Source organism: Streptomyces sp. NPDC050806 (assembly GCF_055586425.1).
In genome coordinates, this window is the sequence record NZ_JBVJIF010000013.1 from 54,093 (window position 1) to 68,893 (window position 14,801).

Consider the following 14,801-nt stretch of genomic DNA (forward strand, 5'->3'; position numbering starts at 1 on the left):
TGGTCTCCTTGTCACGCGGAGGTGCTGGGGGTGGTACTGGGGGGAACTGGCGGCTGGGGATGTCCGCTACTCGCCGGCTATTGGGCGACGTAGCCGCCGTCGACGGGGAGTGCGACGCCGATGACGAAGCCGGCGCCGGGGCTGCACAGCCACAGGACCGCCTGGGCGATTTCCTCTGCGGTCCCGAGGCGGTTGATGGGCTGATTGGCTTCGGCCTCGGCGCGGTCGAGCTCCCCTTTGGCGATCATGTCGCTGACCATGGGGGTGTCGATGGTGCCGGGGCACACCGCGTTGATGCGGATGCCGCGCGGGGCGTATTCGAGTGCCGCACTGCCGGTCAGGCCGATCACACCGTGCTTGGCGGCGTGGTACGAGGCACGGCCGGGAATGCCGACCAGGCCGCCGAGGGAGGAGCAGTTGACGATGGCGCCACTCCCCCGGTCCCGCATGTGCCGCAGTTCGTGCTTCATGCTGGCCCAAATACCGCGCAGGTTAACGGCGTTGACCTTGTCGAAGACAGAAGCCTCCTCGTCGGCGGCGTCGGACGGCGGGATCTGGATTCCGGCGTTGTTGTAGGCCATGTCCAGGCGGCCGAAGACCTCCACCGTGCGGTCGACGGCCGCGGCGATCTGCTCCTCGTCGGTGACCTCACAGGCGAGGGCGAGCGCTTGATGCCCCTCGTCGGTGAGCTGCTTCGCTGCCGCGCCCACCGCGTCCTCGTCGATGTCGGTGAGGGTCACGGCGGCACCTGCATGTGCGAAGGCACGGGCGGTGGCGAGACCCATCCCGGAGCCGGCGCCGGTGACGAAGGCAACCTGGCCGGTGAAGTCGTACGTCGGGTTCATGCGGTCTTTCTCCCAACAAGAGCGGTGCGAGCGGTCGACAAGAGCGGTGCGAGCGGTACGGGATTCAGTGCTGAGCCGGTGCCGGTACGGCTTCGTCGCCCCGGGTGTGAGCCGCGGTGGTGCGCTGGGCAACGACTCGCGTTGCGTGGGACGTGCCGAGTGCGGCGAGGGCGACGAGCGGCAGCAGGGTGAGAGCGGCGGAGACGGCGCCGACGAGCGCGGGCCCCGTCAGCCCCAGGGACCCCGACCCCGGACCCGGCCCCGCAAGACGGCCATACAGGCATACGGGCATACGGGCATACGGGCACATGGATTCACGGCCTGAGCAGCGCCTTGATCGCGCGGCGCTCGTCCATCGCCCGGTAGCCCTCGGCGACCTCTTCCAGTGGCAGGGTGAGGTCGAAGACCTTGCCCGGGTCGATCCGGCCGGACAGGACGCGGTCGATGAGGTCGGGCAGGTAGCGGCGTACGGGGGCGGGGCCGCCGCGCAGGCCGACGTGGGCGAAGAACAGCTCCTGGCCGTCGACCGTCACCTCGTGGGGGACGCCGACGAACCCGACGTTGCCGCCGGGCCGCGCCGACTGCAGCGCCTGCTGCATGGCCTGCGCGGTGCCGACGCACTCCAGCACCGCGTCCGCTCCGATGCCGCCGGTGAGGTCCTTGACGCGGGCGACGCCGACCTCGCCGCGCTCTGTGACGATGTCGGTGGCGCCGAAGTCCAGGGCAAGCTTCTGACGGGATGCATGGCGGCTCATCGCGATGATCCGCTCCGCGCCCAGTTCCTTGGCCGCGATCACACCGCACAGACCGACCGCACCGTCACCGACGACCACGGCGGTGGAGCCGGGCTTGACCTCCGCTGCCAGGGCGGCGTACCAGCCCGTACCCATCACGTCGGAGACCGCGAGCAGGCCCGGCAGGTACTCGTCGGCCGGGTGTCCGTCGGTGGCGACGAGGGAGCCCTGGGCGTTGGGGATGCGGACGTAGTCGGCCTGGCAGGTGCTCATGAACTCACGGTTCAGACAGCTGGACTGCCAGCCGTTGCGGCAGTTCGCGCAGGTGTTGTCCGAGGTGGCGAAGGAGCCGACCACGAACTGGCCCGGCTTGACCGAGGTGACCCCGCTGCCGACCTCCTCCACGACGCCGACGTACTCGTGCCCCATCGGGTGCGGGTCACCGATCGGCTCCAGGCCCCGGTAGGGCCACAGGTCCGAGCCGCACACGCAGGTGACGGCCGTGCGGATGATGGCGTCGGTCGGGTGGAGGATCTTCGGGTCGTCGAGGTTCTCGAAGCGCACATCGCCAGGGGAGTGGAGCACTGCTCCGCGCATGAGTGGTTCCTAACGTGCTGAGGGGCGGCCCGCGAGTGCGGCTGCGGCCGTCCGGGCCGGTCCGCGGCGGGCCCGCGTGCGGTTGCGTACCGGGGCACGAGGACGGCACCACTGTCGTCACGGTCGTCGGCGCACTCCCGGGTGGGCACACCCGACCGCCGCGGCGCCGTCGCGCCGGGCCGGGAAGTGCCACGTCACCCAGGTAACCGCCGTTTCTCGCGTGCAGCGAGTCACCAGCGAGGGGTGTACCACCAGTACACCCCTCCGGGGGCGTGTGCGGCGTACGGTCGAGGTGTGGACAACCGTGAAGAGGTCCGCGAGTTCCTGACCTCGCGGCGAGCAAAGATCACCCCCGAGCAGGCCGGGCTGCCCGCCGGGCCCCGGCGCCGTGTGCCCGGGCTGCGCAGGAGCGAGGTCGCGGCGCTGGCCGACGTCAGCGTCGAGTACTACGCCAAGCTGGAACGCGGCAGCCTCGCCGGCGTCTCCCCCGCCGTCCTCGAAGCCGTTGCCCGCGCACTCCAGCTCGACGACGCCGAGCGCGCTCACCTCCTCCATCTGGCCCAGGCCGCCGACGGCACCGACGCCCTCACCAGGCCCCGGCGCCGGCGCACCAAAGGGCAGTGGACGCCGCACCCCAGCCTCCAGTGGACCCTGGACGCGATCACCGAAGCACCGGCCTTCGTCCGCAACGGCCGCATGGACCTGCTCGCCGCCAATCAGCTCGCCCGCGCCTTCTACAGCGACATCTACAACAGCTGCTGCCGCCCGCCGAACTTCGCCCGCTTCAACTTCCTCGATCCGGTGTCCCGGCGCTTCTACCCCGACTGGGACCTCGCCGCCGACATCTCCGTCGCCATCCTGCGCACCGAAGCCGGCCGCAATCCGCACGACAAGGAGCTGCACGACCTGGTGGGTGAGCTGTCCACCCGCAGCGAGGAATTCCGTACCCGCTGGGGCGCCCACAACGTCCGCCATCACGGCACCGGAATGAAGCGCTTCCACCACTCGGCCGTGGGCGAGCTCACCGTCGCCTACGAGGGCCTCGAGATGGCCGCCGAACCCGGCCTCACCCTCACCATCTACACCGCCGAACCCGGCTCCCCCTCCGAGGAAGGACTACGCCTCCTCGCCTCCTGGGCCGCCACGCAGAAGTCGGAACCGTCAACGGATTCCCTCTCGGACAACTGACGGCTCGATCAATTGACGGCGCGTCAGCCAACACCGTCGGCTCTCGATCACGGCCCTCCCCCCGGACTCGACCGGACGTTGGGACGCCACCGGAACACTCCGCAAGGCATACAGCATCTTCTGAACCACAACACGCTTCAGGCCAGCGCCACCAGCACCACCGCGGCCTGCAGGTCGTGCCGGCGGCCCGACGGCGAGACCGGCCACATGAGGACGACGCGGCCGGGCTGGTTGACGACGAAGAGCTGCTCGCCGAGGGCGGTGATCTGGGCGGCCGCGCGGCGTGCGGCGTGCGAGGCCGACGCGTCGGCCACCACCACGCAGAAGGTGCCGTCGGCGTCGACTTCCAGGGCGCGCGCGATGTTCTGCACGTTACGGGGCGAGCGCCCCGCCGGGCCGAGCAGCTCCGCGAGATACGTGAGCTGCTCATCGCGCGTGGCGGCGGCCATGAGGGCCCGTTCCTCCAGGTAGCTCTGCTGGACCGCACGGGCGTAGTCGTCCACCACCCGCCACAGGTTCTCGGCGTGCAACGCCAGCACGGTCATGTCGCCGGACCGGCCCCGGGCCAGCATCGCGGACCATACGACGCCGAAGTCGAGCCGTACAGCGGCGACGAGGTCCTCTCCCGGTACTCCCTGGCGAGCGCGCAGCCGTCCCAGCTCGCCCGGCAGCTCGCTGAGCTGTGTCGTGGTGGAATCGGTGGCGAGCGCCCGGAGGATCAAGGCCAGCGAGTCGCGTGCCGACTCTCGCAACTGTTCGTCGGGCCCGGCCAGCGCGGTCATCCTCACGGTGATCGGAGTCATCGCGCTCGCCGGCGGCCTGCCGGCTCCGCGGCACAGCGTCGCCGAAGCCAGTCTCAAGCACTGACAACCGGTCTCAGGCACCAGCAGTGGCTCTCCACGCCGGCAGCCGGCCGGCGCTCCCAGCCCTCCCGAAAACTAAGGACATCACCATGACCAGCCCCGACCACGACCAGGACTTCCTGGCGGACTTCGCCACCCTCTCGCAGTTCGGAGAGACGCCCGGCGGCGGTGTCGAGCGACAGGCGGCCACCGCTGCCGACGGCGAACAGCGGGCCTGGTTGCACCAGTGGCTCACGGACCGCGGCCCCGAGGTCCACTACGACGGTGTGGGCAACCAGTTCGGGCTGTTCACCGTCACGCAGGGTGCGCCGTACGTCCTCAGCGGCTCGCACCTGGACAGCCAGCCGCTCGGCGGCCGTTACGACGGTGCATACGGTGTCCTCGCCTCGGCCCACGCCGCCCACCGGGCCGTCCGGCAGTGGGCCACCACGGGCAACAGCCCGCGCTACAACGTCGCCGTCGTCAACTGGTTCAACGAGGAAGGCTCCCGCTTCAAGCCGAGCATGATGAGCAGTTCGGTCTTCACCGGCAAACTGCCGGCCGAGACCGCGCTCGCGACGACCGACCCCGCCGGGACCACAGTGGAGGATGCCCTCCAGGCGATCGGCACCATCGGCGGCTACGAAGGCCCGGACGTGGCCGCGTACGCCGAAATCCACATCGAGCAGGGCCCTGGCCTGGAGAACGAGGGCACCACGATCGGGCTCGTGGACTCCACCTGGGCGGCGCGCAAGTACCAGGTCGTGGTACGCGGCGACCAGTCCCACACCGGTTCCACGATCATGGCGGACCGGCGTGACGCCCTGCTCGGCGCCTCGCTCCTGGTCGTCGCCGTACGCGAACTGGCCGAGGAGAGCACGCAAACGACGCTGCACACCTCGGTGAGCGAGATGACCATCCTGCCCAACTCCCGTGGTGGTGGCGCGCGAGGTACGTCTCCACGTCGACCTGCGCTCGCCCGACGAGGCGCTGCTCGACGCCGCGGCGAAGAAGCTGGCCGGGACGATCCCCGGTATCGAGGAGCGTGCGTCGGTCAGCATCGAGCAGGTCCAGACGCACGGCTGGGGTGTCGCCCCCTTCCCCGCCGCCGGTGTCGAACTCGCCGCCCAAGCAGCGGACGATCTCGGGCTCACCCACCAGAACGCCATGACCGTCGCGGGGCACGACTCGGTGAACATGAAGGACGCCGCACCGTCGATCATGCTCTTCGTGCCCAGCGTCGAGGGCATCTCCCACAACGAGGGCGAGTTCACCCACGACCGGGACGTCTGCGCCGGCACCGACCTGCTCACCGAGGTGCTCCACCGGCTCATGTCAGGTGCCATGGACTCCCGGTGATGCGGTGGGCGGCGTGCGGCAGTGACCACCGCACAAGGCGAACCGGGCGGCCATCGGCGCACCGTCCGCTGAGGAGAACGTCCGGCAGCGGGGTACAGTCCCGGCGAGCCGATCGGAGCCAGGGGGCAGCGTGAACAGCTCGTTCAGCCAGATCGTGATCGCGGTACTGGGCATTGGCGGCACCCTCGCTGCCGCCGTGATCACACAGCGCGGTGCCGACCGCGCCCGGGCCCGCGAGCTGGAGCACGCGAGGCAACTCCAGCAAGAGGACCGTGAGTACGCCACGCGCCAGGCTCAGCTCGAGGCGCGGCGCACGTGTTACGCAACTCTCAGCGCCGGGACTCGCGACCTGGCCAACGTGATGTCGAAGGTCCTGCACGCCCTGCAAAGAGGCGAGATGACCGAGGAGCTACGGACTGATCTGGATCGGGCGCGCCGTGAGCACCGCATGCGTCACGCCGAGGCCCAGATGGTGCTGCCCGACACCGTGGCGGAGGCGGCCAGCACGGCAAACCGTCATCTTGGTGATCTCTATGGCCTTCTGATGCGGCTCGATGGAAACACTCCGCAGCAGGGGGAGAACCTGGCAGCCGCCTCGGAGAGCATGGACCAGCTGTGGGATCCCCTGTGGAAGATGCGCCGCCTCATGCGTGTCGACCTCGGGATCACGGAGCCCGATCAGGCCCCGTAGGGCCAAGACACAGCCTTCAGTTCAGCCATCGAGACATCGTCCAAGCGGCGCGCAGGCTGCGTGTCAGGGCGTGGTGTGGGCGGCCATGACGTGCTTGACCCGGGTGTAGTCGTCGAATCCGTAGCGGCTCAGGTCGCGGCCGATACCGGACTGCTTGTAGCCGCCGTGGGGCATCTCCGCGAGGATCACCTGATGGCAGTTGAGCCAGACGCAGCCGAAGTCGAGTTCCGCGCTCAGCCGCGTGGCCCCTCCCAGGTCCGCCGTCCACACGCTGGAGGCCAGTGCGAAGTCGACTCCCGAGGCCAGCTCCAGGGCCTCCTCCTCGGTGTCGAAGGCCTGGACGGTGATCACCGGGCCCCCGGGTGGTGAAGCAGACGCCGGGTCGCCCGGTCAGTTTTCCGTACGCCTCCGACAGGTTCAGCTGCAGTTGTCGGGCGCCGGCTCGATCGCGGACACGGCCGCCGCCCTGTACTGCCATCGCAACACCATCCAGCACCGTCTCCAGCGCTTCGCCGAACTGACAGGACACGACGTACGGCGCCCTGAAAGCGCGGCACTCGTCACGCTGGCCCTGCGTGCCCGCGCTCGACATCACGAGGGCGGAAGGTGACTCGTCCGCGCCCGTCAGTCGTGTGCGGCCTCGCCACTGACGCGGTGGTCCGCGTGGCTCAGGGCCTCCAGTACGAGACGCCGCAGGTGCCCGTCGCTCAGCCGGTAGTAGATGTGCCGGCCCGCGCGCCGTGTCTCCACCAGCCCGGCGAGCCGTAGCTTCGCCAGGTGCTGGCTGACAGCGGTGCGCGAGGCCTCGGTGCGCTCGGTCAGTGAGCCGACGTCCGACTCCTCCTGTGCCAGCACCCACAGCAGGTGCAGTCGCGTCGCGTCCGCGAGCAGTGCGAACACCCCTGTGGCCTCGGCCAGGCGGGCGCTGTCGGGGACCTGCAGATGCGCATGTGGTGCAGATGGCACTGCATCGCGTTCGGGCATGCATACAGCCTAGAGCGCGGCGCCGGGCATGCGATCCCTCGGTCGTCACGGATGACGTAAACGATAGGTGCGCAGCTGCGCACCTATTCGTATAGTGGGCGGAGTCAGCCTCGACCGTTCGGGCCAAGGGACACCCGCATGCTCTCCGTACTGCGCGACCGCACGTACCTGCACCTCTTCGCAGCACAGGTCGTCGCCCTGGCCGGCACCGGCCTGGCGACCGTCGCACTGGGACTGCTCGCCTACGACATCGCCGGCGCGGCAGCCGGTTCGGTACTCGGCACCGCTCTGGCGATCAAGATGGTCGCGTACGTGACGATCGCCCCGGCCATCGGCGCGATCGCCGACCGACTCCCGCGCCGTGCCCTGCTTGTCGGCAGCGACCTGATACGCGTCGGCGTAGCCCTGATACTGCCGTTCGTCGACCAGGTCTGGCAGGTCTACCTCCTGGTCTTCGTGCTGCAGGCCGCCTCCGCCGCCTTCACCCCCACCTTCCAGGCCGTCATCCCCGACGTCCTGCCCGCGGAACGCGACTACACCCGGGCACTCTCCCTCTCCCGGCTCGCCTACGACCTGGAAAGCCTGTTCAGCCCGGCGCTCGCGGCCGCACTGCTCTCCCTGGTCACCTACAACTGGCTGTTCGCCGGCACCGCCGTCGGCTTCCTCGCCTCGGCCGCCCTGGTGGTCTCCGCGGTACTGCCGAAACCGGTCACCGCCCACCGCGCCGCCCAATACACGGGCAGCACCCGCAGCACCGGCGGCAAAGCCGGCACCGGCGCCCGGCTCTTCTTCACCACGCCACGACTGCGCGCACTGCTCGCCCTCAACCTGGCCGTCGCCGCCGCGAGCGCGGTCGTCACCGTCAACACCGTCGTCTACGTCCGTGACCACCTCGGCCGTTCCGCCAACGACGTACCGGTCGCGCTCGGCGCGTACGGCGCGGGATCCATGGCCGTCGCACTGCTGCTCCCCCGGGTACTCGACCGCATTTCCGACCGGACGGTGATGCTGAGCGGCGCCCTGCTGCTCACCGCGGCCTTCGCCGGCCTCGGCGGCATCACCGCGGCCGATGCGGGCAACTGGCGGTGGTCGGCCCTCCTGACGGCCTGGGCCGCGTTCGGCGCGGCCTGCTCGATGGTGCTCACGCCCGCCGGACGGCTGATCCGCCGGTCGGCACCGGCGGCGGGACGTACCTCCGCGTTCGCGGCGCAATTCGCCCTCTCCCACGCCTGCTGGCTGCTGACCTATCCGCTCGCCGGATGGCTCGGCGCGACGGCCGGACTGCAGTGGGCCGTCATCGCGTTGGGCGCGACGGCTCTGGCAGCCGGGCTCCTGGCGCTGCGGCTGTGGCCGTCGCGCGATCCGGACGTGATCCCCCACCTGCACACCGCGCTGGACGCCGAGCACCCGCACCTGGCCGACGCCGACCGCGCGCCGGAGGGCTGGCGGCACAGCCACACCTACGTCATCGACAGCCTCCACCACACATGGCCCACAGCTCCGCAGCACGCTCCCGGCCACTGACCCGCCCCGGGCGACCAGGTACCGCGGTCCGGTGGAGGCCCCTCCGACTTCCGCAGCGCTCCGGCACTGCGGTGTGCTGCAGTGCGGCGTCCGGCACTGCGGTGTGGATCTAGGGTGGCCACATACCTGGTCGGGCGGAGAGAGGGCGTCAGCATGTCGGAAGGCGGGCAGGAAGAGCTGGCCGAGGGGCAGCGTGAGCACTGGCAGCAGACCTACGGCGAACATCCCGGCATGTACGGCGAGGAGCCGTCCGCGCCGGCGGTCCACGCCGCCGCGGTGTTCCGGGCCTCCGACGCACACGAGGTACTGGAGTTGGGCGCCGGGCACGGTCGTGACGCGCTGTACTTCGCCCGCGAGGGCTTCTCCGTGCTGGCCACCGACTTCAGTCCGGTGGGGCTGGAGCAACTGCGGGAGACCGCCGCCGCGCAAGAGGTCGCCGAGAGGGCCACGACGGCGATCCACGATGTGCGCGAACCCCTGCCGCTCGCGGACGCCTCGGTGGATGCGGTCTTCGCACACATGCTGCTGTGCATGGCACTGTCCACCAAGGAGATCCACGCCTTGGTGGCGGAAGTCCGCCGCGTGCTGCGACCGGGCGGCACCTTCGTCTACACCGTCCGCCACACCGGAGACGCGCACTACCGGGCCGGTACCGGACACGGGGACGACATCTGGGAGCACGGCGGCTTCGCCGTCCACTTCTTCCCCCGCGACCTGGTGGACGCCCTGGCGGAGGGCTGGAGCCTCGAAGAGGTCCACGCCTTCGAGGAGGGCGGCCTCCCGCGCAGGCTGTGGCGGGTCACCCAGACCGTGCCACACCGCTTTCCACCATTGACGACCGCCCGGCCTGGACATACCGCAGCCACGGCCTGATGTCGCCACTGCCACTCACCACGAAACCCGCGTCTGTCACCAGTTCCTCCAGCAGCCCGGCCTCGTAGTCCCCCATGGAATGCCCGAGGAACAGGCCAGCCGTACGACGGCTCATGCGTCCCGACGGCGGCCGGAAGTCGGCAACCAACAGCCGCCCTTCAGGCCGCAGCACACGGAACATCTCACGCAATGCCAACGGTCGCAGCTCCGCAGGCAAGTGGTGCAGCATCAGGCTGGACACCACGACATCGACGGATGCGTCGGGGACGTCCAGCGCCTCGGCGACGCCCTCCCGGTACACGCACACGCCCTCGTCCTGGCCTTCTCGGCTCTTGCGACCGGCGTACGCGAGCATGGCCGGCGAAGGGTCCACACCGGTCGCCGTGCCGTCGGGGCCGACCACGGCTGCCATGCACCGCGTCAGGTACCCCGTACCGCAGCCCACATCCAGTACCTGATCTCCGGGCCCCGCGCCGGTGAGTGCCGCGAGCTGTGCGAAGGCCCGGCGCCGCTTGCCGCCGAAGAAAAGCTCACTGAACAGTTCGTACCCGCGAGCAGGCCCGATCGTCAGGCCGGGCGTCTGCTCGTGCTGCCGGCCCCGCAGAAGCCGCCCGATGACCATGCTCCTCACCCACCGTCCCGACCTTGACTGTGCGCACAAACCAATCTAGCCACGGCCGCGCGCACTCGCCGTCCGGCTCGTCCGGCCGATGGTCACGGCTCCGCGGAAGCGGTCTGCCGGGCTGCTCTCCGCTTCCGCCGAGTCCGCGGAGTCCGGGGAGAGGGGCGCGATGGTTGCGATGGTCGACATGGTGTCGAGCGACGGGTCGGGGACGGGGAGCAGATGGGCGTCGACCCAGGTGTCCCCCGCGTCCGCATGCGCCCACGGGTCCTCGATCACGAGGGCGCCCGGTACGGCGCCGTGGCAGAGCACCCAGTGCGGTACGTCGAACCCCTGCATCCCGGCGAGCGAGACCAGGAGCAGCACGTGTTCGCGCCGGCCGATCGCACTCCGGATCGGGGCCAGGGAGAGGCGGTGCGGGTCGATCGGAACGCCGATCCGCGCGGCCTCCGTACGCGACGTGCGTTGGAGCAGGGCACGCCACTCCTGCTCCTTCTCCGGGTAGTCGTCGAGCAGGACGGGCCGGTCCACATCGAGGTGGACCGTGACGGGGGACGACGGCCACGCTCGGCGCACGGCGACGCCCAGGCCGACAGGCTCGCACGCGGGGAAGTTGGTCGCGTCGCGCCACAGCGTCAGCTCCGCCTCGCGGTCGAGTGCCTCCCGCGGCAGTGTGCCCGCGTGCGCCTGCGCGACCAGCGCGGTGACGGCGCCGCACGTGAAGTGCGTGGTCTGCCCGTAGTACGGGGGTTCGGTCACCGTGGTCACCATGTCGTCGTGCAGCCAGCGGACGTACCCGGTATCGGGCCCTGCCGCGTGCTCCGTCGGCGTGAGCGGAGGGCTCAGCGGGGCGAAGCCGGCGGCAGCGGCGTCCTCTGGACTCGCCGTCCAGCCTTCCCACTTGACCTGCGCGAGCCCTTGGCGGCGTGCGTGGGCGACGACAGCCTCGACGGCTGCCGGTACATCGCCGACGGCATCGACGATCTTCAGGTACGCCGTGTGCGGGCGTGCCGTGACGAGCGCGGCAGCGACCCAGCCCGCACCGTCGGAACCGTAGCTGCCGTCGGAACCATCGCTACCGTCGGAGGCTTCGGCACTCGGAACCGCCACGATGCGGGGAGCGTGAGCGGACCGGTCGACCGTGTGCCAGCGCTCCGGCACCTCGTGGTGACCGAGCCGCCTCAGCGAAGCCGGCGACGTGTCGGGCTCGAACGGGACAACGACGCTGTTCACAAACGCCTCCTGTCGCTTCTGGGTGCTGCCGTCCGCCGTCATGCGCGGGACTGCCGGAGCACCCAGACGAAGTACGGGGCTCCGACCAGGGCGATCATGAGACCCGCCGGCACCTGGGCGGGGGCGACGAGCGTGCGGCCGAGGGCATCGGCCACGCAGACCAGCAACCCGCCGAGCAGCATCGCGACCGGGATCGCGCGGCCGTGCCGGGCGCCCACCAGCGACCGGGCGAGGTGCGGAGCGACGAGCCCCACGAAGCCGACGACGCCCACGGCGATCACACTGAGCGCCGCGAGCACCGCGGCGATCGTCAGTGCGGCGAAGCGGGTGCGTACCGGCCTGACGCCGACGATGCGCGGGGTGTCCTCGTCGACGGCGAGCAGGTCGAGCCGGCCGCGCATGGCGAGCAGCACGGGCAGCGCGAGCGCCAGGGCCACCGCGACCGGTACGACGTCGGGCAGCGTGCGTCCGTAGGTCGTACCGGAGAGCCAGGTGAAGATCCGGGGCGTGTTGTACGGGTCGGCACGCAGCAGGAGGAAGGTGGTGAGGGAGCTGATGCCGTATCCGCAGCCGATGCCGATCAGTACGAACCGGTCGGGCAGGAAGCCGCCGCGCCAGGACAGCAGGGCGATGACCGCGAACGTGGCGAGCCCCGCCGCGATGGCGACCGCGATGAGCAGCGGCTGTCCGCCGGACAGGCCCGACGTGACGACGGCCGCCGCACCCAGCCCGGCGCCCGCCGTGATGCCGAGCACGCCCGGCTCCGCCAGCGGATTGCGCACCGTGCTCTGTACGACGCATCCGGCCAGTCCGAGTGCCGCGCCGGCGAGGACCGCGGCGAGCACGCGCGGGACCCGGTCGTCCAGCGCCTGCCCGATCAGGGCAGGCGCTGCGCCCTGCGCCCAGAGCGCGATGTCCCCCGTACGCAGCCAGAGACTTCCCGCCAGGACCGCCACGAGGGCCGCCCCGGCCAGGAGTGCCACCGCGCCGAGCACAACGAGCAGGAACGCGCGGCGCGACCGTGCGGCGACCCGCGCGTGCGGTGGTTGCCGGAGCCGGCCCGTGTCGCGGAGGCGGAGCGCGAGGACCACGATCACCACGGCGCCGAGCAGCGCGGTCGGTACGCCGGTGGGAATGGAGGCGGCCCCGTCCGCACCCTGCACCGCGCGCAGCGACGCGTCCGCGAGCAGGATGAGCAGCGCACCGACCAGCCCGGCCGCCGGCACCAGGAAGAGGTGGCGGCGCAGCGCCCGTACCCTTCCGGCGACCAGTCGGGCCAGCACGGGGGCGCCGAGGCCGACGAAGGCGATCGGACCCGCGAGCGTCACCGCCGTGCTGGTCAGGAGCACCGCGCAGAGCACGGCGGTCACCCGGGTGGTCCGGATCGGCACGCCGAGGGAGGACGCGGCGTCGTCGCCGAGGTTCATCACGTCCAGCCGCCGGGACAGCGCCAGGGCCACGCACGACACCAGGGCCACGAGGGGCAAGGCCCGCATCGACGCATCGATGTTCAGCTGGGCGAGCGAACCGCTCCCCCAGGCGAAGAGACCGGTCGTGTTCTGCTTGAACAGGATGAGCAGCATCGCGGTCGCCGCGTCCAGGGCCATCGCGATCGCCGATCCGGCGAGGATGAGCCGGGTGCCGGCGGTGCCCGCGGCACGGCCCGCGAGGAGCAGTACGAGCGTCGCCGCTGCCAGACCACCGGCGAAGGCCACGGCGCCCGACGCCCAGAGCGGTACGGCGAGTCCGAAGGCCGCGACGAGCGAGAGCGTGAAGTAGGCCCCGGCCGAGACCGCGAGGGTGTCGGGTGAGGCGAGCGTGTTGTGCGTGACGGACTGCAGCAGTGTGCCGGCACAGCCGAGGGCGAACCCCACTGCCACGCCCGCGAACAGGCGCGGCAGCCGCGAGCCGGTGAGAATCTCACCGACCGGCGCCCCACCGGTGTGCTCCCGTTCCCCGGCGAGATGCCGCACCAGGTCACCGACACCGACGCCCGATGTTCCCTGCGTCAGGTGCCACATGCCCACCAGGGCGGTCAGGACGAGAAGGACTGTCAGTACGGCCACCCCGGCGGGGCCGCCGCCGCGCTCGCTGCGCGGCAGCGCCTCCCCTTCGCGTACCGATGTCTGTGCCGTGTTCACTTCTTGCGCCGTGTTCACTTCGTGCCGAGTACGTCGAGCTGTCCGCGGTGCGCTCACTTCTTGTCGAGTACGTCGACGTAGGCGTCGATCGCCTGCTCGCAGGAGCGCGGGCCGCCGGCGCCCCACACCCGGGCGGGGAATGAGTGCGCGCGGCCTTCCTTCACGGCCGGGATGGTCTTCCAGAGCGGGTTCTTCTTCAGCGCGGCGACGTACCCTCCGGCCCCTTCGTCGTTGGCGTAGAAGAGGTTGGCGTCCCCTACCGAGGTGAGTCCCTCGACGTCGGTCTGGGCGAGACCGTAGGACGGGTCGACGCCGCCGTCACCGTGCGCCTTGTTGACGTCGTCGGTCCACGCGGGGTGCATGCCGAGCTCTTCGCCTATCTCGGTGAACAGGGCGCCCTTGCTGTACGGGCGGACGGTGAGGTTGCCGCCCTCCAGCCATCCGTCGAAGAAGAGGAAGTCCTTCGTCGGCAGATCGGCGTCGGCGACCTGCTGCTTCGCCGTCGCGAGATGCTCGTCGAACTCCTTGAGCACCTTGTCCGCGCGCTCGGTGCGTCCCGTCGCCTTGCCGATCATGCTGAACACCTCCCGCATGTTCCCGATCGGGTCCTTCGGGTTGGCCCCCCGCGTGGCCATTACGGGGACGCCTCTCTTCTCCAGCTTCGCGATGGTCTCGTCGTCGGCCTTGAACGCCTCCACGACGATGAGGTCGGGCTTCGCCGCGTAGAGGGTGTCGAGATCGGGCTCCTCACGGGTGCCGATGTCGGTCACTCCGCTGGGCAGCTTCTCCGCGCTGACCCAGGTGCCGTATCCCTTCGCGTCGGAGACCGCTGTGGGGGTGACGCAGAGGGTCAGCGCGTCCTCGACCTGCTGCCATTCCAGGACCGCGATCCGCTCGGCGGGCTTGTCGAGCTTCACCTGCCGGCCGACTCCGTCCTTGAACGAGACGGGCTTCGTCGAGGTGGTCGTGGTGTCGTTGGCGCAGTCCTTCGACGCGGGCGACGCGCCGGCGCCGCTGCCCGCCTCGGCCTTGTCGACGTTGGTCGTGCCGCAGGCCGTTGCGGCGAGGACGATGAGTCCCGCGGAGGCTGACGCCGCCAGGCGACGGGCAAGCTTCATGAAATATCCTCGTTTGCGATTCATGGGATGAGAGGGATGAGCGGGAACGG

Annotated in this window: 14 protein-coding genes and 2 pseudogenes; 7 read left to right on the forward strand and 9 right to left on the reverse strand. The window is 70.7% G+C overall.

Annotation, left to right across the window (positions count from 1 at the left end; genetic code table 11):
- Positions 1-77: 77 nt before the first annotated feature.
- Both ACZ6WH_RS34770 and ACZ6WH_RS34775 read right to left on the reverse strand, forming a co-directional pair.
- Positions 78-845, reverse strand: a complete 768-nt coding sequence (locus ACZ6WH_RS34770; RefSeq protein WP_469733575.1) for a glucose 1-dehydrogenase — start codon at positions 843-845, stop codon at positions 78-80.
- A gap of 314 nt (positions 846-1,159) precedes the next feature.
- Positions 1,160-2,176 carry a zinc-dependent alcohol dehydrogenase family protein gene (locus ACZ6WH_RS34775; protein ID WP_469733577.1) on the reverse strand — a complete coding sequence of 339 codons (1,017 nt, stop codon included), beginning with the start codon at positions 2,174-2,176 and terminating at the stop codon, positions 1,160-1,162.
- Positions 2,177-2,470: 294 nt separating this feature from the next.
- On the opposite strand from ACZ6WH_RS34775, the gene ACZ6WH_RS34780 reads away from it, so the two are divergent.
- Complete coding sequence (locus ACZ6WH_RS34780; protein ID WP_469733579.1) at positions 2,471-3,364, forward strand: helix-turn-helix transcriptional regulator; 894 nt, start codon at positions 2,471-2,473, stop codon at positions 3,362-3,364.
- 137 nt (positions 3,365-3,501) lie between these two features.
- On the opposite strand, the gene ACZ6WH_RS34785 is transcribed toward ACZ6WH_RS34780, so the two are convergent.
- Positions 3,502-4,167 (reverse strand): RsbRD N-terminal domain-containing protein, encoded by a 666-nt coding sequence (locus ACZ6WH_RS34785; RefSeq protein ID WP_469733581.1) that lies wholly within the window; start codon positions 4,165-4,167, stop codon positions 3,502-3,504.
- A gap of 149 nt (positions 4,168-4,316) precedes the next feature.
- Between ACZ6WH_RS34785 and ACZ6WH_RS34790 the strand changes: the two are divergent.
- The 3 genes and pseudogenes from ACZ6WH_RS34790 to ACZ6WH_RS34800 form a co-directional block, all read left to right on the forward strand.
- Positions 4,317-4,937, forward strand: a pseudogene (locus ACZ6WH_RS34790) (M20/M25/M40 family metallo-hydrolase); the annotation flags it as partial.
- Positions 4,938-5,139: 202 nt separating this feature from the next.
- Positions 5,140-5,565, forward strand: coding sequence for a M20/M25/M40 family metallo-hydrolase (locus ACZ6WH_RS34795; protein WP_469733583.1), 426 nt, complete (start codon positions 5,140-5,142; stop codon positions 5,563-5,565).
- Between the two features lie 130 nt (positions 5,566-5,695).
- Complete coding sequence (locus ACZ6WH_RS34800; protein WP_469733585.1) at positions 5,696-6,256, forward strand: hypothetical protein; 561 nt, start codon at positions 5,696-5,698, stop codon at positions 6,254-6,256.
- Between the two features lie 63 nt (positions 6,257-6,319).
- Here the strand turns inward: ACZ6WH_RS34800 and ACZ6WH_RS34805 are convergent.
- A pseudogene (locus ACZ6WH_RS34805) lies at positions 6,320-6,613 on the reverse strand (aldehyde dehydrogenase family protein); the annotation flags it as partial.
- Between ACZ6WH_RS34805 and ACZ6WH_RS34810 the strand changes: the two are divergent.
- Positions 6,600-6,866: a helix-turn-helix domain-containing protein gene (locus ACZ6WH_RS34810; protein WP_469733587.1), complete on the forward strand. Its 267-nt coding sequence runs from the start codon at positions 6,600-6,602 to the stop codon at positions 6,864-6,866. The pseudogene ACZ6WH_RS34805 and the gene ACZ6WH_RS34810 sit on opposite strands and share 14 nt — an antisense overlap.
- Before the next feature lie 14 nt (positions 6,867-6,880).
- Here ACZ6WH_RS34810 and ACZ6WH_RS34815 read toward each other — a convergent pair whose 3' ends face one another.
- Positions 6,881-7,240, reverse strand: coding sequence for an ArsR/SmtB family transcription factor (locus tag ACZ6WH_RS34815; RefSeq protein WP_432851012.1), 360 nt, complete (start codon positions 7,238-7,240; stop codon positions 6,881-6,883).
- Positions 7,241-7,378: 138 nt separating this feature from the next.
- Here ACZ6WH_RS34815 and ACZ6WH_RS34820 point away from each other — a divergent pair, with 138 nt between their 5' ends.
- Both ACZ6WH_RS34820 and ACZ6WH_RS34825 read left to right on the forward strand, forming a co-directional pair.
- On the forward strand, positions 7,379-8,764 hold the full coding sequence (locus ACZ6WH_RS34820; protein WP_469733589.1) for an MFS transporter: 1,386 nt from the start codon (positions 7,379-7,381) through the stop codon (positions 8,762-8,764).
- A 153-nt stretch (positions 8,765-8,917) separates the two neighbouring features.
- Entirely contained in the window at positions 8,918-9,637 is a 720-nt protein-coding gene (locus ACZ6WH_RS34825; protein ID WP_469733591.1) for a class I SAM-dependent methyltransferase, read from the forward strand.
- Here ACZ6WH_RS34825 and ACZ6WH_RS34830 read toward each other — a convergent pair.
- Genes ACZ6WH_RS34830 through ACZ6WH_RS34845 form a run of 4 tightly spaced genes read right to left on the reverse strand, consistent with a single transcriptional unit; the run spans position 9,564 to position 14,751 of the window.
- Positions 9,564-10,259, reverse strand: coding sequence for a class I SAM-dependent methyltransferase (locus tag ACZ6WH_RS34830; RefSeq protein ID WP_469733593.1), 696 nt, complete (start codon positions 10,257-10,259; stop codon positions 9,564-9,566). The two genes, ACZ6WH_RS34825 and ACZ6WH_RS34830, sit on opposite strands and share 74 nt — an antisense overlap.
- 45 nt (positions 10,260-10,304) lie before the next feature.
- The gene (locus ACZ6WH_RS34835) at positions 10,305-11,534 is read right to left on the reverse strand and encodes a peptidase C39 family protein (protein WP_469733595.1); all 1,230 of its coding nucleotides are present in this window, start codon (positions 11,532-11,534) and stop codon (positions 10,305-10,307) included.
- On the reverse strand, positions 11,531-13,633 hold the full coding sequence (locus ACZ6WH_RS34840; RefSeq protein ID WP_469733597.1) for an iron ABC transporter permease: 2,103 nt from the start codon (positions 13,631-13,633) through the stop codon (positions 11,531-11,533). The genes ACZ6WH_RS34835 and ACZ6WH_RS34840 overlap by 4 nt, the downstream gene beginning before the upstream one ends.
- A gap of 53 nt (positions 13,634-13,686) precedes the next feature.
- On the reverse strand, positions 13,687-14,751 hold the full coding sequence (locus ACZ6WH_RS34845) for an iron-siderophore ABC transporter substrate-binding protein (protein WP_469733599.1): 1,065 nt from the start codon (positions 14,749-14,751) through the stop codon (positions 13,687-13,689).
- Positions 14,752-14,801 lie beyond the last annotated feature (50 nt).

Coding starts and splice junctions, on each gene's coding strand:
- ACZ6WH_RS34775 (WP_469733577.1), bottom strand. CDS start 2,176: ATGCGCGGAGCAGTGCTCCACTCCCCTGGCGATGTGCGCTTCGAGAAC.
- ACZ6WH_RS34825 (WP_469733591.1), top strand. CDS start 8,918: ATGTCGGAAGGCGGGCAGGAAGAGCTGGCCGAGGGGCAGCGTGAGCAC.
- ACZ6WH_RS34830 (WP_469733593.1), bottom strand. CDS start 10,259: ATGGTCATCGGGCGGCTTCTGCGGGGCCGGCAGCACGAGCAGACGCCC.
- ACZ6WH_RS34845 (WP_469733599.1), bottom strand. CDS start 14,751: ATGAAGCTTGCCCGTCGCCTGGCGGCGTCAGCCTCCGCGGGACTCATC.
- ACZ6WH_RS34770 (WP_469733575.1), bottom strand. CDS start 845: ATGAACCCGACGTACGACTTCACCGGCCAGGTTGCCTTCGTCACCGGC.
- ACZ6WH_RS34820 (WP_469733589.1), top strand. CDS start 7,379: ATGCTCTCCGTACTGCGCGACCGCACGTACCTGCACCTCTTCGCAGCA.
- ACZ6WH_RS34815 (WP_432851012.1), bottom strand. CDS start 7,240: ATGCCCGAACGCGATGCAGTGCCATCTGCACCACATGCGCATCTGCAG.
- ACZ6WH_RS34835 (WP_469733595.1), bottom strand. CDS start 11,534: ATGACGGCGGACGGCAGCACCCAGAAGCGACAGGAGGCGTTTGTGAAC.
- ACZ6WH_RS34785 (WP_469733581.1), bottom strand. CDS start 4,167: ATGACTCCGATCACCGTGAGGATGACCGCGCTGGCCGGGCCCGACGAA.